Origin of the sequence: Adlercreutzia equolifaciens DSM 19450 (genome assembly GCF_000478885.1) — a bacterium.
GTDB classification, from domain to species: Bacteria; Actinomycetota; Coriobacteriia; order Coriobacteriales; family Eggerthellaceae; genus Adlercreutzia; species Adlercreutzia equolifaciens.
The window spans coordinates 1,279,469-1,302,028 of record NC_022567.1 but is presented as its reverse complement, the minus strand read 5'-3'; the positions used below and the strand labels follow the sequence as shown (position 1 = coordinate 1,302,028).

18 protein-coding genes are annotated in these 22,560 nt (G+C 62.0%); 7 read left to right on the top strand and 11 right to left on the bottom strand.

The features are described from left to right. Positions 1 to 183 precede the first annotated feature (183 nt). Positions 184 to 1,011: a type III pantothenate kinase gene (locus AEQU_RS05115; protein ID WP_022739861.1), complete on the top strand. Its 828-nt coding sequence runs from the start codon at positions 184 to 186 to the stop codon at positions 1,009 to 1,011. Here the strand turns inward: AEQU_RS05115 and AEQU_RS05110 are convergent. Next, complete coding sequence (locus tag AEQU_RS05110; protein ID WP_022739860.1) at positions 1,008 to 2,027, bottom strand: glycosyltransferase family 2 protein; 1,020 nt, start codon at positions 2,025 to 2,027, stop codon at positions 1,008 to 1,010. The two genes, AEQU_RS05115 and AEQU_RS05110, sit on opposite strands and share 4 nt — an antisense overlap. A 55-nt stretch (positions 2,028 to 2,082) precedes the next feature. Further along, positions 2,083 to 3,312: a UDP-galactopyranose mutase gene (glf, locus tag AEQU_RS05105; protein WP_022739859.1), complete on the bottom strand. Its 1,230-nt coding sequence runs from the start codon at positions 3,310 to 3,312 to the stop codon at positions 2,083 to 2,085. A 209-nt stretch (positions 3,313 to 3,521) separates the two neighbouring features. Between glf and pta the strand changes: the two genes are divergently transcribed. Then, a complete protein-coding gene (gene pta / locus AEQU_RS05100) occupies positions 3,522 to 4,514 on the top strand; it encodes a phosphate acetyltransferase (RefSeq protein WP_022739858.1) in 993 nt (330 codons plus the stop codon). A 215-nt stretch (positions 4,515 to 4,729) separates the two neighbouring features. Here pta and AEQU_RS05095 read toward each other — a convergent pair whose 3' ends face one another. After that, the gene (locus AEQU_RS05095; protein ID WP_022739857.1) at positions 4,730 to 6,184 is read right to left on the bottom strand and encodes a response regulator transcription factor; all 1,455 of its coding nucleotides are present in this window, start codon (positions 6,182 to 6,184) and stop codon (positions 4,730 to 4,732) included. Positions 6,185 to 6,479: 295 nt separating this feature from the next. On the opposite strand from AEQU_RS05095, the gene AEQU_RS05090 reads away from it, so the two are divergent. Continuing rightward, entirely contained in the window at positions 6,480 to 8,438 is a 1,959-nt protein-coding gene (locus tag AEQU_RS05090) for an FAD-binding protein (RefSeq protein WP_022739856.1), read from the top strand. Between the two features lie 242 nt (positions 8,439 to 8,680). Here the strand turns inward: AEQU_RS05090 and AEQU_RS05085 are convergent, their stop codons facing one another. From AEQU_RS05085 to rnd, 5 genes are all read right to left on the bottom strand, one after another. Then, entirely contained in the window at positions 8,681 to 9,904 is a 1,224-nt protein-coding gene (locus AEQU_RS05085; protein WP_022739855.1) for an acetate/propionate family kinase, read from the bottom strand. A gap of 251 nt (positions 9,905 to 10,155) precedes the next feature. Continuing rightward, the gene (xseB, locus tag AEQU_RS05080) at positions 10,156 to 10,422 is read right to left on the bottom strand and encodes an exodeoxyribonuclease VII small subunit (RefSeq protein ID WP_022739854.1); all 267 of its coding nucleotides are present in this window, start codon (positions 10,420 to 10,422) and stop codon (positions 10,156 to 10,158) included. Positions 10,423 to 10,472: 50 nt separating this feature from the next. Next, entirely contained in the window at positions 10,473 to 11,924 is a 1,452-nt protein-coding gene (xseA, locus tag AEQU_RS05075; protein ID WP_022739853.1) for an exodeoxyribonuclease VII large subunit, read from the bottom strand. Positions 11,925 to 11,936: 12 nt separating this feature from the next. Further along, the gene (locus AEQU_RS05070) at positions 11,937 to 12,602 is read right to left on the bottom strand and encodes a zinc metallopeptidase (RefSeq protein WP_022739852.1); all 666 of its coding nucleotides are present in this window, start codon (positions 12,600 to 12,602) and stop codon (positions 11,937 to 11,939) included. Positions 12,603 to 12,707: 105 nt separating this feature from the next. Beyond that, positions 12,708 to 13,856 (bottom strand): ribonuclease D, encoded by a 1,149-nt coding sequence (gene rnd, locus AEQU_RS05065; RefSeq protein ID WP_022739851.1) that lies wholly within the window; start codon positions 13,854 to 13,856, stop codon positions 12,708 to 12,710. Between the two features lie 66 nt (positions 13,857 to 13,922). On the opposite strand from rnd, the gene AEQU_RS05060 reads away from it, so the two are divergent. Further along, on the top strand, positions 13,923 to 14,861 hold the full coding sequence (locus tag AEQU_RS05060; RefSeq protein ID WP_022739850.1) for a diacylglycerol/lipid kinase family protein: 939 nt from the start codon (positions 13,923 to 13,925) through the stop codon (positions 14,859 to 14,861). A 146-nt stretch (positions 14,862 to 15,007) separates the two neighbouring features. Here the strand turns inward: AEQU_RS05060 and AEQU_RS05055 are convergent, their stop codons facing one another. From AEQU_RS05055 to AEQU_RS12285, 3 genes are all read right to left on the bottom strand, one after another. Continuing rightward, the gene (locus tag AEQU_RS05055) at positions 15,008 to 16,492 is read right to left on the bottom strand and encodes a basic amino acid/polyamine antiporter (protein ID WP_041714487.1); all 1,485 of its coding nucleotides are present in this window, start codon (positions 16,490 to 16,492) and stop codon (positions 15,008 to 15,010) included. A gap of 258 nt (positions 16,493 to 16,750) precedes the next feature. Beyond that, on the bottom strand, positions 16,751 to 17,137 hold the full coding sequence (locus AEQU_RS05050; RefSeq protein WP_022739848.1) for a hypothetical protein: 387 nt from the start codon (positions 17,135 to 17,137) through the stop codon (positions 16,751 to 16,753). After that, complete coding sequence (locus AEQU_RS12285; protein ID WP_051353394.1) at positions 17,130 to 19,055, bottom strand: hypothetical protein; 1,926 nt, start codon at positions 19,053 to 19,055, stop codon at positions 17,130 to 17,132. The genes AEQU_RS05050 and AEQU_RS12285 overlap by 8 nt, the downstream gene beginning before the upstream one ends. A gap of 745 nt (positions 19,056 to 19,800) precedes the next feature. Between AEQU_RS12285 and AEQU_RS05040 the strand changes: the two genes are divergently transcribed. The 3 genes from AEQU_RS05040 to AEQU_RS11850 all read left to right on the top strand — a co-directional run bounded on the left by AEQU_RS05040 (position 19,801) and on the right by AEQU_RS11850 (position 22,364). Beyond that, positions 19,801 to 20,472, top strand: coding sequence for a S24 family peptidase (locus tag AEQU_RS05040; RefSeq protein WP_041714484.1), 672 nt, complete (start codon positions 19,801 to 19,803; stop codon positions 20,470 to 20,472). Further along, entirely contained in the window at positions 20,473 to 21,345 is an 873-nt protein-coding gene (locus tag AEQU_RS05035) for a DUF2806 domain-containing protein (protein ID WP_084280472.1), read from the top strand. 131 nt (positions 21,346 to 21,476) lie between these two features. Further along, on the top strand, positions 21,477 to 22,364 hold the full coding sequence (locus AEQU_RS11850) for a DUF3800 domain-containing protein (RefSeq protein WP_022739844.1): 888 nt from the start codon (positions 21,477 to 21,479) through the stop codon (positions 22,362 to 22,364). Positions 22,365 to 22,560: the final 196 nt, after the last annotated feature.

Here is a 22,560-nt window from a genome sequence, read left to right as displayed (position 1 = left end):
GTTGAAGCCCGTAATGGCACGAAATGCCATTTGAGGCCCGAAATGGCCATGGGTGGATTACCATTTCGGGGTCGAAGTGGCATTCACTCATCCCCAAAACGAAAAATTTCCGCTAAAACAGGGCCACGCGAGACATCACTGGCGGAAAGTACACGAGCGGAACAAGTGAAAAGAGGAGCGATTATGGCGCTGGTTTTGGCGATCGACATACGGAACACGCGGACGCGGATCGGGCTGGCAGTTGATGGACGACTCGTCTCCCAGTGGGCCGTTCCCACAGATTCCGCCGAGACAGCCGACGGCGCCGTGGCCTGCGTTCTCGGCTTCTTCGACGCCCTCGCCCGCAATCTCGCGCCCATCGAAAAGGACGCGCCCGACGCCATCGACCTGCCCGAGAGCGCTCCTTTGGCCGACGGGGCCATCATCGCCTCGGTCATCCCTGCCCTCACCGGCGTGTGGTCCGATGCGGCGCGGCGCCTCACGGACGCGCGCCCGCTCACCGTAGGCCCAGGTCTTAAGACGGGGCTGAAGATGAACTTCTCCGATCCCACGGCCGTGGGCGCCGACCGCGTCGCCGAGATGGTGGGCGCCAAGAGCACCTACGGCGCGCCGGCCCTCGTCATCGACCTGGGCACCTCCACCACCTTCGAACTTTTGGACGAGGCGGGCGCCTTCCGCGGCGGTATCATCGCCCCGGGCATGAAGCTCGGCGCCCAGGCGCTGGCCCGCGGAGCCGCCCAGCTGGCCGCCGTGGAACTTAGGGCCCCCAAATCGCTGCTCGGCCGCACCACGGCCGAGGCCATGCAGGCGGGCATCGTCATGGGAGAGGTGGCCCGCATCGACGGACTCATCGACATGATCTGGGCCGATTGCGGCTATACCACGCCGGTCGTTCTCGTGGGCCAGCACGCCGAAGCCATAGCCGCCCTCATGACCCACGCCGTCACCGTCGACCAAACCCTCGCCCTCCGCGGCCTTCTGGAGCTTTACGCGGCCAATACGCGACGTTAGTTGAATTTGAAAATCTTCTGGGCGATCTGATAGCCCTTGAGTCCGATCTTCTCACCGGCCTCGGTGGGCAGGTTCGTGGCCAGATTCAGCGCGTTCGAGCGCACCCGGCGGTAGAGCGACGGGTTCTGCTCCTTCAGGTAGGCCCAGATATCCTTCAGATCCCGCTCGTCGGCCTCTCCCCCGCGCATGCGCAGAAACACCGAGCAGATGCACATCATCATGGAAATATAGTTTCGCAGATAGTGGCGCAGATGACGATTGCGCACAGCCTGCGGATCCACGTTGTCGATCATCTGCCGCGTGACGCGCAGCTGCTGGTCCATGCGACCCATCATGACCTTCTCGTTGACCGACTGGTCCTCGCGGCCGATGAAGTAATGGTAGGCGTCCACGTTGAAGTAGCGCATGGTGCGCACGTAGACCAAAGGCTCGTAGACGAAGATGTTGTCCACGTAGAAGGTGTGTTCGGGCAGGGTCAGCTTCATCTTGCGCAGCATCTCGGTGCGATAGTACACCGAGTGCATGAGCAGGTACTGGCTCGGCAGGAAGGTGCCCACCTCGTCCCAGCCGAACTCATAGCCCTCCGGCAGCACGTTGCCGTAGCCCATGACCTTCTGCTCGCCTTCGTCCACCTTGTCGTAGACGTAGTTGGCCACCACCATGTCGCAGGGCACCGGCGCGTCCAGCTGGCTGCGCAGGTACACCATGAGCGGGAACATGGCCGCCGGATCGAGCCAGTCGTCGGAGTCGACCACTTTGAAGTAGAAGCCCGTCGCATGGGCGAGCCCCGTGTTCACCGCGCCGCCGTGGCCCTTGTTGGGCTGATGGATGGCGCGGACGATGTCGGGGTGCTCGTTCTGCCAGCGGTCGCAGATGGCCGCCGTGTCGTCCTTGGTCGAGCCGTCGTCCACGAGCAGGATCTCGATGTCCTCGCCGCAGGCGAGCAGCGTCTCCACGCAGTGATCCATGTAGGCTGCCGAGTTGTAGCAGGGCACAGCGAACGTGATGGTCTTCAAAAGCGCCTCCTTCGTCGGGGTCTCGGTGCGCGGGCGTGCTGCCTCGCGCGGCGGCCTAGGCGTCGGCCGTCTCCGTCAGGATCTTCTCGGACGCGGCCAGCGCGTCGGCGACCACCTTGTCCATGTTGAAATAGCGGTACTCGGCCAAACGACCCAGCGGATGGAAGTTCGGCAGCGCGTCGGTCAGGCGGCGGTAGCGCGCATAGAGCGCGTCGTTGTCGTCGTTGATGATGGCGTAGTAGGGAATCTGCGTCGCCGGATCCTCGTAGGCCCGGGAGTACTCGCGCATGATGGTGGTCTTGTCGCCGGTCTGCTCCGTGAGCCACTTGAACTCCGTGACGCGAGTGTAGTCCTCGGTCACCGTGTAGTTCACGGTGCCGCAGGGCAGGTGATAGGTCTCGTCGAAGGTCTCGTAGACGAAATCGAGGGAGCGGTAGGGCAAACGGCCGAAGCGCCCCAGGAACAGCTCGTCAAGCGGACCGGTGTAGACGATGGGGCCTGCGAACGGCACGCCCTTGATGTGGATGGCCTCCAGGGGGGCATCCTCCTCGCGGCCGGCGAAGACGAGATCGAACACACTCTCCGCCTCGGTGCTCAGGCAGACGGTGATCTTCTCGTGGCCGAGCAGGTTCTCGAACAGGCGCGTGTAGCCATCGACCGGCATCCCCTGGAAGGCGTCCTGGAAGTAGCGGTTGTCCCGGGAGATGAACACGGGCACGCGCGCGGTCACCGAGGGATCCACTTCCTCGGGAGTGAGGCCCCATTGCTTCTGGGTGTAGTAGAGGAATACGTTCTGGTAGACGAAGTCCGCCACCTCCTGAAGCTCCGGATCCTCCTGGGCGCGCAGCTCGTTGATGGTGACCTTGCGCTCGTCGCCGAAGGTGTCGACGAGCTTCTCGATGAGCCGGGCTGCCTTCTCGTCGCCGAAGGCGATTTCCATAGAGTTCTTGTTGAAGGGCACGGGCATGTAGGTGCCGTACCAATCGGCGAGCACCCGGTGCTGGTAGCTCGACCACTCGGTGAAGCGGGCAAGATAGTCGTAGGCGCGCTGATCGTTGGTATGGAAGATGTGCGGCCCGTAGCGGTGCACGAGCACCCCGGCCTCGTCGTACTCGTCGTACATGTTGCCGGCGATGTGCGCGCGCTTCTCGATGACGAGCACGCGAAGACCGCCCTCTTCGGCAAGCTGCCGGGCACTGACAGCCCCGGCAAAACCGGAGCCGACAACGACGGCGTCGTAGTCTTCGATGGCGATATCGCGGAAATCGGCGTAATTAACGGCCATAACGGGTTCTCTCCCTCGTACTCGTTGATGCGAATGGGGCGCCGGCGCTCGGGCGGCGTCGTTCGGAGGATATTGTACCCAGCCCGCATCCGATGGCCTCCAAACCCCATACAAACCGAATAAATGAACCTGCCGCGCGGTCGCGCCGTGCGGGGCGGCGGCCCGTGCTCTATCATGAGGGCAGGATACCCGTGAGAAAGGACGTTCCCGTGAGCCAGTTCCTCGATTCCATGATCGCCCGCGCGAAGGCCGACAAGAAGACCATCGTGCTTCCCGAGGGCAACGACATCCGCACCCTCAAGGCCGCCGAGGCGATTCTCGCCGAGGGCATCGCCGACCTCATCGTCTTGGGCGACGCCGACGACATCGCCGCTGCCGGCTGCAACTTGGAGGGCGCCCGCATCGTCGACTTCCGCACCTCCGAGCTGCGCGAGCCCTATGCCGAGAAGCTGGCCGAGCTGCGCGCGGCGAAGGGCATGACGCTCGAGCAAGCCCTCGAGCTTATGGACAACGAGCTGTACTTCGGCATGATGATGGTGAAGATGGGCGAAGCGGACGGCCTCGTCTCGGGCGCCTGCCACTCCACCGGCGACGTGCTGCGCCCGGCCCTGCAGATCCTGAAGACCGCTCCCGGCGCGCAGATGGTGAGCTCGTTCTTCGTCATGAACGTGCCCGACTGCGACTTGGGCCACCACGGCACCTTCCTCTTCTCCGACTGCGGCCTGGAAGTGCAGCCCGACGCCGATCGCCTGGCCCAGATCGCCATCAACGCCGAGGCGGCGTGGCGGTCGCTGTTCGCCGATGCCGAGCCGGTCATCGCCATGCTGTCGCACTCCTCCTACGGCTCGGCCAAAAACGACGACTCCGACAAGGTGGTGCGCGCGACGGCCAAGGTGAAGGAGCTCGCGCCCGAGCTCGCCGTGGACGGAGAGCTGCAGCTGGACGCCGCCATCGTCCCCGAGATCGGCGCGGCGAAGGCGCCGGCCTCCCCTGTCGCGGGCCGCGCCAACGTGCTCGTGTTCCCGGATATCGATGCGGGCAACATCGGCTACAAGCTGGTGCAGCGCCTGGCGAAGGCCGAGGCGCTCGGCCCCATCCTGCAGGGCATCGCCGCTCCGGTGAACGACTTGTCCCGAGGGTGCTCGGCTGACGACATCGTGGGCGTGGTGGCCATCACCGCCGTGCAGGCGCAGGGGAAATAACGTCTTTTTTGCTTCTCTATCCCTCCGGGCCCGAGGTGGGCGAGGGGGTGCCGTGCTCAAACAGCATTGAAGTGCAAGACTCGCCAAAGGTCGCGACATTACCTTATGCACTTCAATGAACTGCGCGCGGCACCCCCTCGCCCACCTCGGGCCCTGCATTTTTGAGGCTGCGGGCAGGATCCCTGCCCTGCCCGGGCCCTGCTCGCTTCAGATTGCTACACTGATTGCTTGCTTTTCTCTTCTCTCTCGATGCCGAGTTTCTCGAAGAGCTCGTCGCGGCTGTGGACGCCGAGCTTCTTGTAGACGTGGCGGATGTGCGACTTCGCCGTGCCGTTGGCCACGACCATGGCAGAGGCCACCTCGCTGGCCGAGCACCCCTCTAAGAGCAGCGTGAGCACCTCCTTCTCGCGCTCGCCCAAACCGCAGACGGCAGCCACGCGATCCACTTTGGCGCGACGGGCCGCATCGAGATCTCCCGTCGCCTGCTCGCCCTCGAAAAGCTCCGCCGAACGAGTCGGCGTGACACCCCGTCTCACGAGGATGATCATGGCGGCGTTGGCAGCCAGAATTGACAGCAGAACCATAATGTTCGACGCGAATTGCTCGGCGAATGCGAAGCAGAGCGCCATGCACAGGCGGCCGACGAGACATCCGGCGGCAAACGCCACCATGAGGCTCGTGAAGGCCGCAAGAATGCGCCGCCGACTCCCCTGCGCGCTGGCGCACAGGAGCACGACGGCATAGGCGAGGAAAAGGAACATGCCAAGCGCTGCCAGATCGAACGAAAGCGCAGGCTCGAGGTGAAGATAGGAGGCGGCTATGACGGCCACGATGATAGCGGGCACGGCGATGGTCGTCAGCGGGAGGACCGCCGCATTTGCCAAGAGCACCACAGCGCAGATAAGCAGCATCGGGGCGAAGAAATCCCCCGAAGCATAGGAGGCGCTGTCGCCCCCGATACCGGCAAAGGCGATGGCCGTGATGAAGGAGAAGCTGAACAGAAACGTCGCCGAGGCCGGGTAGCGGAAGGCATCCGCCGGGGCCGCCGCGGGCGCAGCCGCGTCGTCTCTCTCCTTGGCCTGCTCCGTGCGCAGCTTGCGAGAGAGCACGAACGTCCCCAGGAACATGAGCACCCCCATGCACACGCACAGCTTTACCGCCTCCAGGCCCGAGAACACCCAGATGACGAAGGAGGCGAACACGCCCGCCAGCACGATATTCCAAATCACCGAAAAGGAGCGGCGATCGATGTGCACGGCGAACCACGAGGTCATGGCCACGGGCAGATAGACGCCGAAGATAGCGCCGCAAACCCAGTTGACGGGCTCGGGCACGTGGATGCCCGCCCCGAACAGCACGCAGTACAGCACCAAGCTCGCCTGCACGAGGAGGGCCAAAGTCCAAAGCCATCGGCTGCCCACGGCAAGGCGCCCGCTCTGCCGCAGCCTCCGCCCAAGCATCAGCGCGCAGAGGACCTCGGCGACATAGGAAGCATCGGTATAGGAGAACATGAACGCCGAGGTGTGCCACATGGCCGGCCAGAAGTACACCTGGCCCACGAAGGCCAAGTTGCAGGCCAGACCTACGAACAGACTTATGGATCCAGCGCTTCTGAAATGCTCCTCGAACCCGAGGCGCAGCCCCGCGATCGTGTCTCTCAGATGTTTCATCGATTGCCCCTCCCCTTTTCGCTACCACCCATGAAACCACAAAAGGCAGATAAGCGCCAGCGGCAAATTGGCAGTCTCTCCTCATTTCCAGAAAGGTGGGTTAGCGGGATAGGTTAGCAAGTTCCGCCATCGCTAACCTACAGGTTATCTCTCACGCTAACCTCAATGCTGCCGCTAAAGTGACCAGCGTGATCGGGGACACCGCGATCCCCGGAGCGCCGGAGCGAGTACGTCACGCGACGTCTTCGCCAGACATCAACCCGGCGCGAAGATACCGACCACAAGGGAGTGGAAAATGGGAAAATATACCCGCCGACAGTTCATCACCAGCGCTGGTGTCGGCATGGCCGCCGTCGCCGGCCTCGGCCTTGCCGGCTGCGCGCCGCAGACCCCGGCCGATAAGGCCATGGCCAACACGGGCAACGGAGGAACCACCTTCGCCGACACCATCGCCTGGGACGGCGAGTACGACGTCGTCGTCATCGGCTTCGGCGGCGCCGGTGCCGTGTCCGCCTGCTACGCCGCCGACGCCGGCGCGAAGGTGCTGCTCATCGATAAGGCCCCTCAGGGCATGGAGGGCGGCAACACGCGCTTCTGCGGCCAGATCATCCTGAACTCCGACGACAAGGAGGCCATGCTCGCCTACAACAAGGCCATGGCCGGCGATTTCGCCGTCGATGACGAGCTCATGGACGTGTACGCCGAGGGCCTGACCCAGACGAAGACCATGCTGCGCGACTTCTTCGGCGTCCCCGAGGAGAACTTCCTCGATTGGAAGGAGGACTCCTCCGCCCAGCCGATGATCGCCATGTTCATCCCCGAGTACCCCGAGCTCGAGGGCGGCGAGGCGCTGCACGTGCTGACCGTGAGCGACAACGTGTGCAACTCCGCGCTGTGGAAGACCTACCGCAACAAGGTCATGTCCATGAGCGACAACATCGACGTGTGGTACATGTCCCCGGCCACGAAGCTCTTCCAGGATCCGGTCAGCCGCGCCGTCATCGGCGTGGAGATCGACAAGGCCGGCGACACGGTGAACATCCGCGCCAAGAACGGCGTCGTCATGACCATGGGCGGCTTCGAGAACAACAAGCAGATGGTCGAGGACTTCCTGGGCCTCACCAAGAGCACCCCGGCCGGCACCCTGTTCAATACCGGCGACGGCGTGAAGATGGCCATGGGCGTCGGCGCCGATCTGTGGCACATGGAGGCCTACGAGGGCAATTGCTTCGCGCTCGGCGGCATCTCCTTCGTGGTGAACGAGGATCAGCACGCCAAGACGTTCAACGACCTGCGCAACCTTTCCGGCAGCGTCATCGTCGTGGGCAACGGCGGCGAGCGCTACCTGCGCGAGGACGTGTACAACCGCCACGGCCATGTGCCGAGCAACGGCGACTGGGTAAATGTGAAGCGCCCGCGCAACACCTACATGGTGTGGGACGCCGCCCAGAACGAGGCCATCGCCGAGTACCACGGCATCCCGGCCGGGTTCGAGGATCAGGTCGTCTCCGCCGCCACCATCGCCGAACTCGAGAGCGCCCTCGGCATTCCGGCCGGCAAGCTCGAGCAGACCGTGACCGATTTCAACAAGATGGCCAACGATGGCTATGACCCAGCCTTCTTCCGCGCCGCCGAGACCATGCGCGCCTTCGGCGATGGCCCCTTCTACGCCATCGAGATGATCCAGGCCTTCCTGAACACCCAGGGCGGCGCCCGCCGCAACGCCCGTGCCGAGGTCGTGGGCACCGACGGCGAGCCCATTCCGCACCTCTACTCCGCCGGCGAGTTCGGCGGCATGACCCCGTACCAGTACAACGGCGGCGGCAACATGGCCGAGTGCCTCATTTTCGGTCAGCTGGCCGGCGTGGGCGCGGCGGCCGAGAAGGATCCGCTGCCGGTGCTCCCCATGGGCGTGGCCTCCGAGATCGTCTACACCCAGGGCAGCGGCAGCCACGAGGTCGATCCTGACCCGACCGCGTCCGCGAAGCTCGGCGAGAACGAGTACCTCGGCACCTCGACCCTGTGCATGGGCAACGAGCTGGCGGTGAAGGTGAAGGTGGAGGGCGGCAAGATCGCTGCCATCGACATCGTGCAGCAGCAGGAGACCGCTGGTGTGGGCAGCTTGGCGCTCGACGCCCTGCCGGCCCGGATCATCGAGGCCCAGTCCACCGAGGTGGATGCCGTAGCCGGCGCCACCGTCTCCTCCACGGCTCTGAAAGACGCCGTGAACAACGCCCTCGCCCAGGTGAAGTAGCTCGCCTGATGCGATAGGGGCGCACCCGAGCGCCCCGCAATCCCTCCCCACGAGATCGTGGCCCGCTCTGGGCCTCGATCTCGTTTTTTCCAGCCGCGAATCGACGATTGTTCCGTTAGGACCGTCGATTTGTGGCTAGCATTTTCCCGAAACAGCCTAATCCGAAGAAAAAGAAGCCCCGGATTGACGATCTTTACAGAACAACCGTCAATCCGGGGCTAGTTTTTCGGAGCCGAAAGCGCCTACGCAAGCTCGGTGATCTCGAGCGTGCCCTCCTTCACCAGCTGATAGGTGTCGCGGGCGATCATGTACTCCTCGTCGGTGGGAATGATAACGATGCGCACCTCGGAGTCGTCCGTGGAGATCTCGCGCTCGCCGCGCAGGCCCTTGCGGTTCTTCTCCAGGTCGATCTTGATGCCGAGCGGCTGCAGACCCGCGAAGATCATGCGGCGCATCTTGTCGCAGTTCTCGCCCACGCCGGCCGTGAGCACGATGGCATCGACGCCGCCCATGACGGCGATGTACTGGCCGATGTATTTCTTCGCGGAGTTCGAGTACATGTCGTAGGCGAGCTGGGCGCGCTCGTCGCCCTCCTCGGAGGCCTGGCGCACGCTGCGCAGGTCGTTGGAGATGCCAGAGATGCCCAAAAGCCCGCTCTTCTTGTTCATGAGGTCGTTCACCTCGGCCGCCGTGAGGTTCTCCTTCTCCATGATGAAGGGGACGATGGCCGGGTCGATGGCGCCGCAGCGGGTGCCCATCATAAGGCCATCAAGAGGCGTGAGACCCATGGAGGTGTCAACGGCCACGCCGTGGTCGATGGCGGAGATGGAGCAGCCGTTGCCCAGATGGCAGGTGATGAGCTTCAGGTCCTCCAAGGGCTCGTCCATGAAGGCGGCCGCGCGCTCGGCAATGTAGCGATGCGAGGTGCCGTGGGCGCCGTACTTGCGGATGGCGTGCTTCTCGTACAGCTCGTAGGGCAACGGGTACATGTAGGCCTTCGGCGGAATGGTCTGGAAGAACGAGGTGTCGAAGACGGCCACCATGGGCTTGCCGGGCATCTGCTCGCGGCAGGCCTCGATGCCCATGAGCGCGGCCTTGTTGTGCAGAGGCGCGAGCTCCGCCAGCTCGTCGATCTTGGCGACGACATCGTCATCGATGAGCACGGAGCGATCGAAGTACTTGCCGCCCTGCACCACGCGGTGCCCCACGGCGTCGATGTCGTCCAAAGAGTCGATGGCCTTGGTGGGGCCGCTCGTCAGCGCCTCCAGCACGAGGGCCATGGCGGCGTTGTGATCGGGCATGGGGGTGTCGATGACCACCTCATTCTCGTCGATGCCGTGCTTGTGGAAGGCCTCGGCGGAACCGACACGCTCGCAGATGCCCTTGGCGAGCACTTCATGGGTTTCAACATTGATGAGCTGATACTTCAGAGAGGAAGAACCGGCGTTGAGGACGAGGACGTTCAATGACTTACCTCCTAATCAATAGTTTCCCCTATTTTAGGAGTGCACGCAGGGCGCGTCGCACCTGCTCGCGTCCTTATCGGCAAGCGGAGCGCCGCTCACCGATTGACACCCCGTCATTTTTTCCGTTGAATTGCGGAGGCGGCTCCCCGTAGAGGGCGACCTTGATCCCCCCCTTCCAACTGAAGACATCATTCCGGTCGAGTGGGCAGACCAAGGTCTGCCCCTACGGAATCTGTCGCGCCGTCACCGCCCTAGGAGAGGGTCGTGTCCTGGGTCTCGTCGTCGGGGGCGGCCACCAGCTCGCCCATGAGCACCTCCACCTGCTGCTCGGCGGCGCCCAAGCGCTTCTGCAGCGAGCCCAAGAGCACCACGCCGCGCTCGTAGGCGGCGAGGGACTCCTCCAGTTCCAGCGTATTGCTCTCCAGCACGGAGACGATGGACTCCAGCTCGCTCAAGGCCTCGCGGAAGGTCAGCTCTTCCACCGGCTTCTTCTCGTCAAGGTTCGCGGCATCGCTCATGGCGCTTCCTTTCTCATCGTTGCGTGTATCACTCGTCGCTGCGCGTATCATCAGTCCCAAGCCTCGACGGCGCTGTGGATGCGGCGGATATCGTCCACCGTGCAGTCCAGCTCACCGTCGGAGAGGGTCACCACGAGGCGCTCCCCCGCCGCGACGCCGTCCACCGAGCTCACCACTCGGCCGTCCTCCCCCTTGGCCATGGCGTAACCGCGGCCGATGATGGCCAGAGGCGACAGATCGTGCAGGCGCGCCGCGCTCACGGCCACCGACGCGCGATAGGGGTCGGTCATCGCCGCGCCGGCGCGCATCAGGCGCCCCCGCGCCCCATCGAGCTGCTGCCGGGAGCGCTCGCCGAAGTGCTCGCCGAGGTAGCCGAGGCGCCCTGCAGCGGCGCCCACCGCTCCTCTGGGCGCCGAGAGCAGCCCGGGCAGCATGCGGCCCAGCGCCTCGCCGATAAGCCCCAGTCTGTGGCGATCCTCGCGCAGCGCCTCCGGCAGCGCGCGGCCGAGGCGGTCGGACAGGTCGTCCAAGGCCAGCGCCTCGCCGTCGAACAGGCGCGTCGGCTCGCGGAACAGCGGCAGGGAAGCCACCCGTTCCATCTTGATCGACAGCGCGTCCAAACGACGGCTCTCGGCATGGCCCATGGCGGCGCCGAGCCCCTGGATGCGGGCGGCGATCTCGCCCTGAGCCGGCGCCACGGCCTCAGCGGCCGCCGTGGGCGTCGAGGCCCGCACGTCGGCCACCATATCGGCGATGGAGGTGTCCGGCTCATGCCCGATGCCCGTCACCACGGGCACGGGACAGGCGGCAATGGTGCGCGCCAGCCGACGGTCGTTGAAGGGCATGAGATCCTCGAAGGATCCGCCGCCGCGCACGAGGAGCACCACCTCAGCGCCGGCAAAGACCACCTTGGCCAGACCGTCCACGAGCCCGTCGGCCGCCCCGGGGCCCTCCACGGGAACGCCGGCGAACAGAATGCGGGCCAAGGGATACCGCCGTCGCAGGGTTCGCAGCACGTCGTGGACGGCGGCGCCGCGCGGCGAGGTGACGAGCCCTATGGTCTCGGGATAGGCGGGCAAAGGACGCTTGCGGGCCGGATCCATCAGTCCCATGGCCTCGAGCTCCCGCGCCAAGTTGGCCACCTGCAGCCGCAGCTGCCCCTCGCCGGCCAACGACACCGAGAACACGTCGAAGTTCATGCGCCCCTTGGCCGCGTACAGCGAGAAGCGCCCGGTGAGCTCCACCAGGGCGCCGACGGAAAGCGCCACGCCCGAGGCCTGGTAGCGGTTCATCCACATCATGCACGGAAGCGAGGCCTTCTCGTCCTTCACGGTGAAGTACACGGCCTTGTAGCCGGGCTTGTCGTTCACTTCGGAGACCTCGCCTACCAGGCGCACCACGACCTCTTCCAGGGCATTCTTGGCCAGGCCCATGGCCGCCGACACCGACAGGGCCGCGCCGGCCTCCTCTTCCGTTGTCGTCTCGCGCTCTTCCACCGCCACAGCAGGCTCCGTTTACTCCTGGCGCTGGCCGAGCAGCCACAGAAGCTGCAGAATGGAGGTGAGGGCGGCGGCCAGATAGGTGAAGGCGCAGGCGCGCAGAACGTCGAAGGCGCCCTTGCGCTCCTGGGCGGGCAGGCCGATCTGGCCCATGTAGGCCATGGCGCGCTGGGAGGCGTTGAACTCGACGGGCAGGGTCACCAGCTGGAAGAGCACCACCACCGCGTACATGATGATGGCCGCGGTGGTAAGACCGGCGATGTTCAGGACGATGCCAGCCATGAGCAGAAAGATCCAGGCGTTCGAGGCCAGGTTCACCGCCGGCACGATGGCCCCGCGGATCTTCATGGGCGTGTAGTCCTGGGCGTACTGGCAGGCATGGCCCACCTCGTGGCAGGCCGTGGCCGTGGCGGTGATGGTGCGCCCGTCGAAGGCCTCGGGCGAGAGCGTCACCGAGTTGCTGCGCGGGTCGAAGTAGTCCTGGCCCGGACCGCCGCGGAAGACCTGCACATTCGAGATGCCGTAGTAGGAAAGCATCTGGCGCGCCGCCTCGGCGCCGGTCAGCCCCGTGGAGTTCGCCACATGGGAGTAGGTCTTCAGTTTGTGGTTCACGTACCACTGGGCGCCCATGCCGATGACGAGCGTCGCGACGATGAGCATGAGGTAACTGCTGGAAATCATAGGGTTCTCCTTGCGTATGCCTTGCATTTTTGGCAGTCAATTATAGGCATGGGAGCGCCCCGGTCGCCCGGGAGGCGCCGAAAGCGTGAAAGATACGTAACCGCCTCAGGAACGCGGCGTCACCACGAGTCCTTCGGGGCCGAGGGACAGGGCGAGCCGGCCGGCGAGAAGCTCCAGCAGCTCGTCCCCCACCATGGCGCGGCGCCAGCCGCGCAGCACATCGACGTCGGCGGTGTAGCCCCGGGCGACGCGGGCGAGCTCCGTCCGGGAGGCCAGCGTCTGCATGGCGATGTCGTTCTCCTTGGCGCGCAGCCGCACGAGCGCCTCCATGAGATCGAGCTCGGCATCGACGTTGCGCTCGCTCTTCGGCGACTTGTCCAGCTCGGGCCACGTATCGGGCGCGGCATCGAGACCCCGGACGAGCACGGTGGCCACGGCCCGGGCGTCCCGAGTGTTCAGCTTCTCGCGCACGCCGCGGATCAGGAACAAATCGTCGATGGTGCGGGACTCGCGACGGCAGGCCTCAACGATCTGCTCGTCGGTGAGCACCCACTTGCGCGGCATATCGCGCTCCTGAGCCGTCACCTCGCGCCAGCACGCCACCTCCCGCGCCGCCGAGAGCTGCCGGCGCGTAAGCTGGCCCACGCGCTTGAGCCGCTTGTAGCGCTCGAAGGGGTCGCTCTCGTAATGGGCCGGGTCGCTCATGGCGGCGAAGTCGTTGTCGAGCCAGTGCAGACGCCCCTTCGCCTCCAACTTCTCCACCATGATGCGGTACATCTTCGGCAGATAGATCACGTCGTCGGCGGCGTATTCCAGCTGGGAGGTGGAAAGGGGTCGGCGCGACCAGTCGGTGAACGAGTCGCTCTTCTTCAAGTTCACGCCGCACAGGCTGTGCACCAAAGGCCCGTAGCCGATCTGCTGGGTGTGGCCCAAAAGGGTGGCCGCCACCTGGGTATCGAACAGGGGCGCGGGCAAAACGCCCAGCTCGCGATAGAGGATCTCCAAATCCTGGCCTCCGGCGTGGAAGAGCTTCACGATGGAAGAGTCGGTGAGCAGCGGGGCGAGCACCTTCATGTCCTCGATGGCGAAGGGATCCACGACGGCCACTTCCGCATCCGTGGCCAGCTGAATGAGGCAGAGGTTCGCGTAGTAGGTCTTCTCGCGCAGAAACTCCGTATCAATGGCCAAGACCGACGACGAGGCCGCTCTGCGCACGAAGGCCTCCAGGTTTTCTTGGCTTGCAATGTATTCCACGACGGTCCTTGTCTGTAAGAGATGAGGTTGTAGTACCATCCTATAATAGCAAGGGAAAGGAATTATGTGAAACTCCTCATCGTGAACAACCTGGCCTCCGGCTTCCGCGACGGGGCCATTTACGACTTCATGCGCGCCTTTGCGTCCGACGGCGACGAGATTTGCGTGCGCTGCACCGACGGTAACACCGACCTCGCCGATTTTCTGCGCGACGCCGAGAATTTCGACGCCGTGGTAGCCGCTGGCGGCGACGGCACGGTGGCCTCGGTGGCCTACCTTTTGGCCGAGACGGGCATCCCGCTGCTCCCCTTCCCCGCTGGCACCGCGAATCTGCTCGCCATGAACCTCGCCTCGCCGGCCGAGCCCCACGCGCTCGCCCATCTCATGCGCGAGCAGCGCCTCATGGATTTCGACATCGGGGAGATCGAGCTCTCCAATGGCGAGCGCTTCGGATTCTCCATGATCGCCGGAGCCGGCTACGACGCCGCCATCATGGAGGGCGCGGAGCCCTCCAAGCGCCTTCTGGGCCCCATGGCCTACTTCACGGCGGCCTTCGCCAACTTCGCGCCGCAGTTCTCCCGCATCACGCTCACCATCGACGGGAAGACCGTCGAGACCCAGGGCGTGGGAGTGCTCGCCATCAACTTCTCGAAGCTGCAGTTCGACATCTCGCTCGTCCACGAGAACCTGCCGCGCGACGGCATGTTCGACATCGTGGTCATGAACACCCACGACGCAGTGGGCCTCATCCCGGCGATCTTAAGCTGCATGCTCGACCGCGCCGGCGAGTTCCCCGCGCGCCCCGATGTGATGGAGGTCTTCCGCTGCCGGGAATGCACCGTCGTCGCCGACCCGCCGCTGGATGTGCAATACGACGGCGAGGTGACGGGGACGACCACGCCCTTCACCGTGCGCATGCTGCCCGAGGCGGCGCGCTTCGTCGTGAGCGAGGAGTGCCTGAAGCTCTTCGGCGAGGAGAGCGCTTCGCCGCTTAATCTCGACTAGGGACGCGCACAACGAGGCCAGCGCGCTCGCCCAAGGATCCCTGGCTCGCTCCTTCCCTTCCACGGATCCACCACCCTCCCCTTCCGTGAAAAAAGCGGCCCCGGCGCGATTGCCGGGGTCGCTTTCTCGTTTCGACCGAAGCGTCGCTACACGAGGCCGGGCGTCGTCACCAACAGGTAGATAGACAGGCAGGCTGCCGCGATGATAACGACGAGCACCACCTTGTCCAGGGTGCTCTGGAAGTACTTCTCGCCGCGCTCCTTCTTGCCCCAAATGTACATGATGATACCGGGCACGTACAAAAGGCACATGAGGATGACACCGAGCACGCCTGCGGCCCACGAAAGGAACAAGCTGTAGACGACGCCCACGCAGCCAAGGATACGCCACCAGAGAATCGGCCCGCTGAGGTGTCCCTTGAAGGCCTCGGGCTCTTTGAAGGCCACTTTCGCGAAATAGGCGGCGGACAGCAGGTACGGCAGAAGAATCATGCCGGCGGACAGCGTGTAGAAGAACTGGTAGGTGGAATCGGTGAACAGCCAGGTGATGAGGAACAGCTCGATGATGATGTTCGTGACCACCAGCGTCACCACCGGCGCGCCCTTCTTGTTTGTCTTGGCGAAGGCCTTGATGAACACGCCCTCCTCGGCGGCCTCGAAGGGGGACTCGCTGGCGAGCACCGTATAGCCGAGCATGGCGCCGATGAGCGAGAGCGACACGGCGAAGTTGATGAGCACGGCGCCCCAATCGCCCACGGCGGCCTGCATCACGTAGGCCAGAGCCGGATTCTCGAGGTTGGCCAGCTCGGAGAGCGGCATGACGCCCATGGAGAGGATGGACACCGTCAGGTACAGCGTCAGCACGCAGATGAACGCGATGATGGTGGCCTTGCCCACGTCCTTCGCCTTCTTGGCGCGGCCGGAGATGGCCACCGCGCCCTCGATGCCGATGAACACCCAGATGGTCACCATCATGGCCGTCTGCACCTGGTCGACGAAGGCGAGCGACGGGTCGGCTCCGGTGGTGAGGTTCGCGATGAAGATGTCGGGCTTGAAGGCGCCGATGAAGATGATGGCGATGATGCCGATGAGCAGGGGCACGAACTTCGAGATGGTGATGACCGCGTTGATGAGAGTCACCTCGCTGATGCCGCGGCTCACGAGGAAGGCGTAGAACCAGATGATGCAGGAGGCGCCGATGACGGCGTAGAGGTTCGTGCCGTTGCCGAAGATCGGGAAGAAGTACGACAGCGCGCCGAACAGAAGCGCCGAGAAGCTGACCGTGCACAGAAGGGCCGAGATCCAGTAGCCCCAGGCACTGTTGAAGCCGAGGAAGTCGCCGAATCCCGTGGCGGCGTAGGTGTAGATGCCGCCCTTGAGGTCGGGCTTAACCCGGGAAAGCGCGAAGAACGTCATGACGAGGCAGAACACGCCGATGGCGGAAATGCCCCAGGCGGTCAGTATCGCCCAGCCGCTCGCGCCGCCGGCCGCTGCATCGCCCGACAGCGAGAACACGCCCGCGCCGACGATGAGCGTGATGACCGTGGTGACCATTCGAAACAAGCCGATGCCCTTGGGGTTGGTCACCCCGTCCGCTGCGGCCTGGGGCACGGCGGCCCCTGTCGTGGTCATTGATTCTGTGCTCATGGAAAGACCAACTCCTCGGTAGGGGAACATTGAGAACAATGATACCCCAGGTGAGGTTATTTCGCTTCCACAACTTTTCCACGTAAGGGCTGCGTTACGAAAACAGAGCGCACTATCCCACCATCTGCGAAAACCTCAATTCATAGCCCCCGAAAACCAAGCCCAGACGCACCAATGCTCATCAAAGCGGGCACCGAAAGCGTTCGCCAACCAGAAATAGCCGCAACTCACGCCTCGTAAGGACTAACTGATAAAAAGGCGTTTCTCGACTCGATCAATCGCGTGATTTGCAGTATTTTGCTTAATTAGTCCTTCATTTGCAGTGGCCACAAACTCGACTTTGTCTTTGCGCGTTTTTGCCACAACGAGCGCGATGTTCATATGGGCTATACCAGCACAAACTGCTGCCACGTATTCCGTTCCATCATCCGATTGCTCGATGACCTTGCCGACTTCCATGAATGCTTCGACAAGCTTCTTCGGCGAGCAGCCCTTCAAATCGAACATCTCATAGATGCTGTCGTCAACCAGCTTTCTCACGGATTTGTCAGTAACGACGAACCCGTAATCCGCCCCGTAGCGCCTCAAGGCGTCTTTTAGCTTTTGCACAAGCTCTTTCTCGTCATTCATCTGAACCATTACCCTCCAGCTCCAAAGCGATGTCCATGACCACGGAATCGATGCTCTCCTCCATCAAGTCCTCACTGGGCGCCGCAATACGCGGACGCCTTTTAACTTGATCTTCCGCGAGTGGCTCGATAATGCCTCTCGCATGCCAGTACCTGTCCTTGCTCGCATGCATCTTCTTCAATGCCTTTTCATTGATCCTGGTCACGAGCTTGTCCGATATCTTCTCAGCCTCGTCTTGGCTCAGGAGATACTCTTCGCTGATGTCCCGGAAGGCTGCCTGCACCAATCGAAGCATCTTGTCAGTATCGGAGTCGAAGAATTTACCGGTCGCCTTATCAATCAGCACGCCGAGGCCGCCGCCCGCAGCCAGAGAGCCCACAAGGCCGCCCACGACCGTGCCGACGCCGGGCAGCACCATCGTGCCTACGGCCGAGCCGCCGAGCCATCCCGCTGTGCCCCCAGCAACCGTCGTGGTCGTCCTGGCAAAGTTGACCGCCAACTGTGCCCCGGAGATCCTGCCGAGCACTATATCCTTGACGTCGAACGATGTCAGTACCGCAGTTGTTACCACAGCTGTGATGGCATTGCCCTTCAGCAACTTGGCGGCGCTGTTGATCGCAGCCCCTCCCGTAAGCGTGGCGCCGCTCCTGAAAGCGTTCGCCAGTGCCGCGTAGGCCTTGGGGCTCAGCACCTTCGCTAATGCCTGAAAGCTGGGCGTCATCGCACCATTGATGCTGGACTTGGCAATCTGACTCGCCAGGACGGTCGTGACCAACGTCGTACCGCCTATCTTGATGCCGCTGAATGCAGCGTTCTTCAATGCAGCGGTCGGCTCCTCGCTATTCCATATGCTAATGGCCAAGGTTATAGAGGCGCTCACCCCGAAGGCCGAGAGGGAGATGACGGCCCCGGACTTCACGTCATAGATGATGGAGTTCAGGTTCCCGGCTTTGGCGATGTTTTTCGCCTGCTGGTAGGTGAAGTGCCCCGGCTGCACTATCTCCTTGGCCTTCTCAGGATCCGTGACTCCTTTGAGCTGCCCGTTTTTGATTTTACCGGCCATCGCCTTGCGCGCATCTTCAATGGTATCTGAAGCCACCTCGATGACCATGGGCTTGCCGTTGCTGTCGAAGTAGCGGAACTCGCCGCTACCGCCATTCTCGAAGCAACCGTTTATGCTCCTCCTTCCGGTCGCACAGTACTTCGATTGGATGAGAACCTTTGGCCCATCCGGTTGGCGGATCGCCCTATCGGGGCCATTTTTGACGTTGTTGTCACCCTCGATGGTAGCTTTCTTGCCATGCAGCCGATCCTCTAAATTGTTCGCTCTTTCCGCGGCGAATCCGTGGCCTTGCCGAACATGGAATCTATCCTCGTCGTATACCTTATTGACGATGCCCCTGCTCCCGACGGTCAGGCCACCTACTTCTATTCCAGCTGCTTCGTTCTCGTACTCCAGATTGACTCGGTTGTATTCCTCCGCAGCGGCACGGCTGATCCTCTTGATGCTTTTGATGAGCTTTGCGACGGCCTCGCAGTCTACGGCATCGCATTTCCACGAATAGTCGACGTTACTATCGAGCTCGAACTTTATCCCGTAATCGGAACCCTCTTCAGTTCTCAATAGCGCAATTCTGCTAACCTCGTCGTACCAAACCTTCTGAGGCTTCTTGCGACCGCCGTAGAAATAAGCTTTTTTGTCGCACACTAGAATGCCCGCAGTCGCATCGTGCCTCTTCGACACGTCGACGAGACCGATAACCCTACTCCAATCAAGCTGTACCGCATATTGGTTGAGCCGTTTAGCAATCGTCTTTCTTGTGTCATCATTTAGAGTTCGAACAAATATGCAGGACATGCCATCGTTAGCCCAACAGCATCTCCCAAACTCCTGCTGTATTTCTACGAAAGTAGTCATAAGTTGTTGTATGCCTCAGTGAATTGCCATGTCGCCTTCACTTTCTCCAGTTGGTTCATATGGCAACCCTAGTCTCTGATCAGGAATGTCATTCGTTGCTAGCCATTATAGGAGCATTGCCTTCCAGCTACCTGAGACAAAAGCGAAAAAACAGGATCACCCACCTATAGACTCACGGCAAGCGATACAAGGTCTGACCATGCGGTCAGCAATCGGCGCGTAGTACGTCCACCACAGCTTCAAAACATTACGTTCCTGCAACCTAACGACTTAACTGGATTTGCGGTCGGCCGCATATTGATCCCTTCGATACCACCTCAACCACCTCGCGCAAGGTCTCGCCATCTTTGACTTCCTGCTGACCCATTTATTCACCTTCCGGCGGAGCTATATCTTTCTAAATCATATTGGTTAAATTCATGCACGGTATTGCGTAGCAGCATGCGCGCATGCTCAGCGATGGCATTGTAGATTCTTCAATCTCCAACAACTAGAAAACTCTCAGCTTGCCCTCACAAGAAACATACGTGGCAATAGCCTTCACGCCTGAGGTATCTTTGATTTTTCGAGCTTCATGCCTGGAGTATCACGAACTGTTGCGAGCGTTAAACTATAAAGTCGCATCCTTTGCTTCCTTTCGTCAGCACGGTTTATCACAGACTTTAGTAAAGCTAAAAAACAATTGAGATTTTTTTAATTGGTGGTAAAGTGCTCATAGGAATTGAGTTTCATTGAAAGAGGCGATATGGGTGTCCCTGAAAACATTGATGCATTACTGGTCAAATTCAACATTAATCAAGACCATCTGGCACGAATAGCAGACGTGACACCCGGAGCGGTTACTGGCTGGCGCAAGGGATCCACCCCCCGCAAAGATGCCGTGCGCAACATATGCGATTACTTCAATCTGAGCGAGGACGATATTCTCTCCGAGAATTACGGCCTAGCGGCAAAAGAGCATGGAGGCTTTCCAGGAATATCTAACGCCCGTCCCGCCGTAGGCATGGTCATGGGCCTAGCGCCGCGCCTGGGGAAGGTGCACGCGGGGGTTCTCGCCCAGCCGGATGTGTACGACGAGACCACCATAGTGAGCATCCCACAGTCTCTCGTGGACGAGGATCCCGACTGCTTCGTGGTGTCCAGCGAGAGCGATTGCATGGACAAGGTGTTCTCCGTCGGCAGCGACCTGGTTGTATCGCGGAAGAAGCAGCCGCGCGACAACTCCATCGTGATGGCGTCGGTTGACGGCTGCGACTACATCGTGCGCCGGCTGCGCATGACGGCCAACACCATGATCCTCTCGCCGGAGAGCCACAACCCCGACCACGAGGACATCATCATAAGGCGGGACAGCGAGCACAGCCTGGAGATTCCGGGCGTGATCACTTGGTACCAGGCCCCGAGGGAGATGGGATAGATGACATTCGAAGGAGCAATAACGGCAGTCGGAAACATCGTCCCAAACACGATGGACGCTATAGGGAGGCTTTTTCCGGGCGTGCCCCTTGGCAGCGTTGACAGAGCCAAATCGCGTTCCGTAAAAAGGACGCTGCGCGATATGGAGATCGTCAAGAACATCGGAGCTGAAAAGGAGATGTCGCAAGAGAGCATCGACGCGCTGTGCTCCGCCATCGCCAAGGAGCGAGTCGGATGCGAGCGTCTTTCCAATGTCGTCAGCTTCGCCGCTGAGCTCGAACCGGATGTTTCGAGGGCCGACGAGGTGGATCCAGCTTGGGTGGAGGCATTCCGACGACACGCGGAGCGCGCGGTTGACGAAGAGGCCCAGCGCACGTGGGCCTCTGTTCTCGCCGGCGAGTTGGATAGGCCAGGATCGGTATCGAAAAAGACCATGAGCATACTCGGCGACATGTCCCGGTCGGAGGCCCGTGCCTTCCAGAAGCTGTGCGGGTGCAGCATCGAGGCTGTCGATCCGGACGGCGGCAAGAAGCTTCTTCCGATGATAGAGTGCAAGGGCCTGGAAGAGTTCTCCCTCTCAAGGGACGAGGCCGAGTCGCTGGACGCCCTCGGGCTGACGAAGATCCACAGCAAAGGTGTGTATGTATACGGATCACTTCCTTTCGATCAGCGGGGAATTCTTGTCGCGAAGATAGACGGCGTGGCGTACCGGCTCGACAGGAGGGAGCGTCAAGTTGCTGTCGTGACCCCCGATCTCACCAGGTACGGCCGCGAGCTCGCGGCGCTGTGCGCACCCGGCTCTTATCCCGGCTTCAGGGACGCCGTGATCCAATGGCTCGAATCGACGGGAGTATGCGTCGAGGAAATCGACTAGCGAGCTGACGGGCGCCGTCGTCTGGTATCAGCCTTCGCGAGAAATGGAGTAGCGACAGCGCGAACTTCAGTTGAAACCTTTTTTGAAAATGTTCTTTAAACCTTATTTGAAAAAAATTTGGAGGTGATAAGATGGGTAACGACAGAGCCGAGGGCACTTCTAGCAGCGATGCAAGTGGAAATCCCTCGGCCATTGTTTTTTCTGAGACCCACCAGTTGCTCCACGAGGCCTATCCGCCTTCCGAGAAGGAGATATGGGAGTGCGCCGTCAGAGGAGCCATCAAATCTGGTGCGAAGATAAAGATCAGCGGCCCTTTTGTGAGCAAGAGAGCGTCCTTCGGCCCAAGGGCAAAGTTTGGGAACAAGCCCCTCTATCTGTTCTTCGACGAGGCCGGCGACTTCGATCTCGGCGAGAAGGGCTCGAAGTTCTTCATTCTCACGTGCGCCATGACTCAACGCCCGTTCCGGTGCGCCGACGATCTTTCCGAGCTGAAGAGGGACATGCTTGAGCGCGGCGACGACGTGGAGTACTTCCATGCCTGCAACGACCGGAAGTTCATAAGGGCCGAGGTTTTCGAGCATATCAGGCTCTACGAGCAGTTCTTTGCCGTGTACTACGCGGCGGTGGAGAAGAGCGTCGGCGACCCGGAGTTCAGCACGCCAGGGGACATCTACTGCAACCTGTTCGACACGCTGTTCAAGTCCATCAATCGGGATTTCGAGCTTGACTCGGCGTCGAAGATAATAGCCGTGACGGACAAGCTGCCGAGCGACATCAAGAAGAAGGAGTACACGCAAAGGCTGAAGGCCGTGCTGAAAAGGCACGCTCCGGGAAGGTTCACCATCGCTCACCACAGGTCTATGAGCAGCTACAACCTGCAAATTGCCGACTACTACTGCTGGGCCATCCAGCGGAGCCGGGAGCAGGGCGATAACGGGCACGTCCTGTCGCTGAAGGCGATCAGATCGGGCCTGGAGTTCTGGGCGCCCATGAAAAAGCAGGAGCCGCCAGGTGACTGACGGCTCCTGGACCATCCCGGCTATCCCTTTCAGGAAGTTTGCCCCATGGGCTTCTTCTCACCGGTAGGTACCTTTCTGGTTGGCAGTTTAACACAGGGATTTGTTTTGGGCAATACGCCCTCAGAGAAGGGAGCCCCGCTTTGATCTTGGCGGACTGGCGGGGCTCGCAGAAGAAATACCATCCTACGAATAGGAA

Coding starts and splice junctions, on each gene's coding strand:
- xseB (WP_022739854.1), bottom strand. CDS start 10,422: ATGAGCGATGCCGCGAACCTTGACGAGAAGAAGCCGGTGGAAGAGCTG.
- AEQU_RS05095 (WP_022739857.1), bottom strand. CDS start 6,184: ATGAAACATCTGAGAGACACGATCGCGGGGCTGCGCCTCGGGTTCGAG.
- AEQU_RS05035 (WP_084280472.1), top strand. CDS start 20,473: ATGACATTCGAAGGAGCAATAACGGCAGTCGGAAACATCGTCCCAAAC.
- AEQU_RS05115 (WP_022739861.1), top strand. CDS start 184: ATGGCGCTGGTTTTGGCGATCGACATACGGAACACGCGGACGCGGATC.
- AEQU_RS05040 (WP_041714484.1), top strand. CDS start 19,801: ATGGGTGTCCCTGAAAACATTGATGCATTACTGGTCAAATTCAACATT.
- AEQU_RS05090 (WP_022739856.1), top strand. CDS start 6,480: ATGGGAAAATATACCCGCCGACAGTTCATCACCAGCGCTGGTGTCGGC.
- glf (WP_022739859.1), bottom strand. CDS start 3,312: ATGGCCGTTAATTACGCCGATTTCCGCGATATCGCCATCGAAGACTAC.
- AEQU_RS05070 (WP_022739852.1), bottom strand. CDS start 12,602: ATGATTTCCAGCAGTTACCTCATGCTCATCGTCGCGACGCTCGTCATC.
- AEQU_RS12285 (WP_051353394.1), bottom strand. CDS start 19,055: ATGACTACTTTCGTAGAAATACAGCAGGAGTTTGGGAGATGCTGTTGG.
- AEQU_RS05050 (WP_022739848.1), bottom strand. CDS start 17,137: ATGAATGACGAGAAAGAGCTTGTGCAAAAGCTAAAAGACGCCTTGAGG.
- AEQU_RS05055 (WP_041714487.1), bottom strand. CDS start 16,492: ATGACCACGACAGGGGCCGCCGTGCCCCAGGCCGCAGCGGACGGGGTG.
- AEQU_RS11850 (WP_022739844.1), top strand. CDS start 21,477: ATGGGTAACGACAGAGCCGAGGGCACTTCTAGCAGCGATGCAAGTGGA.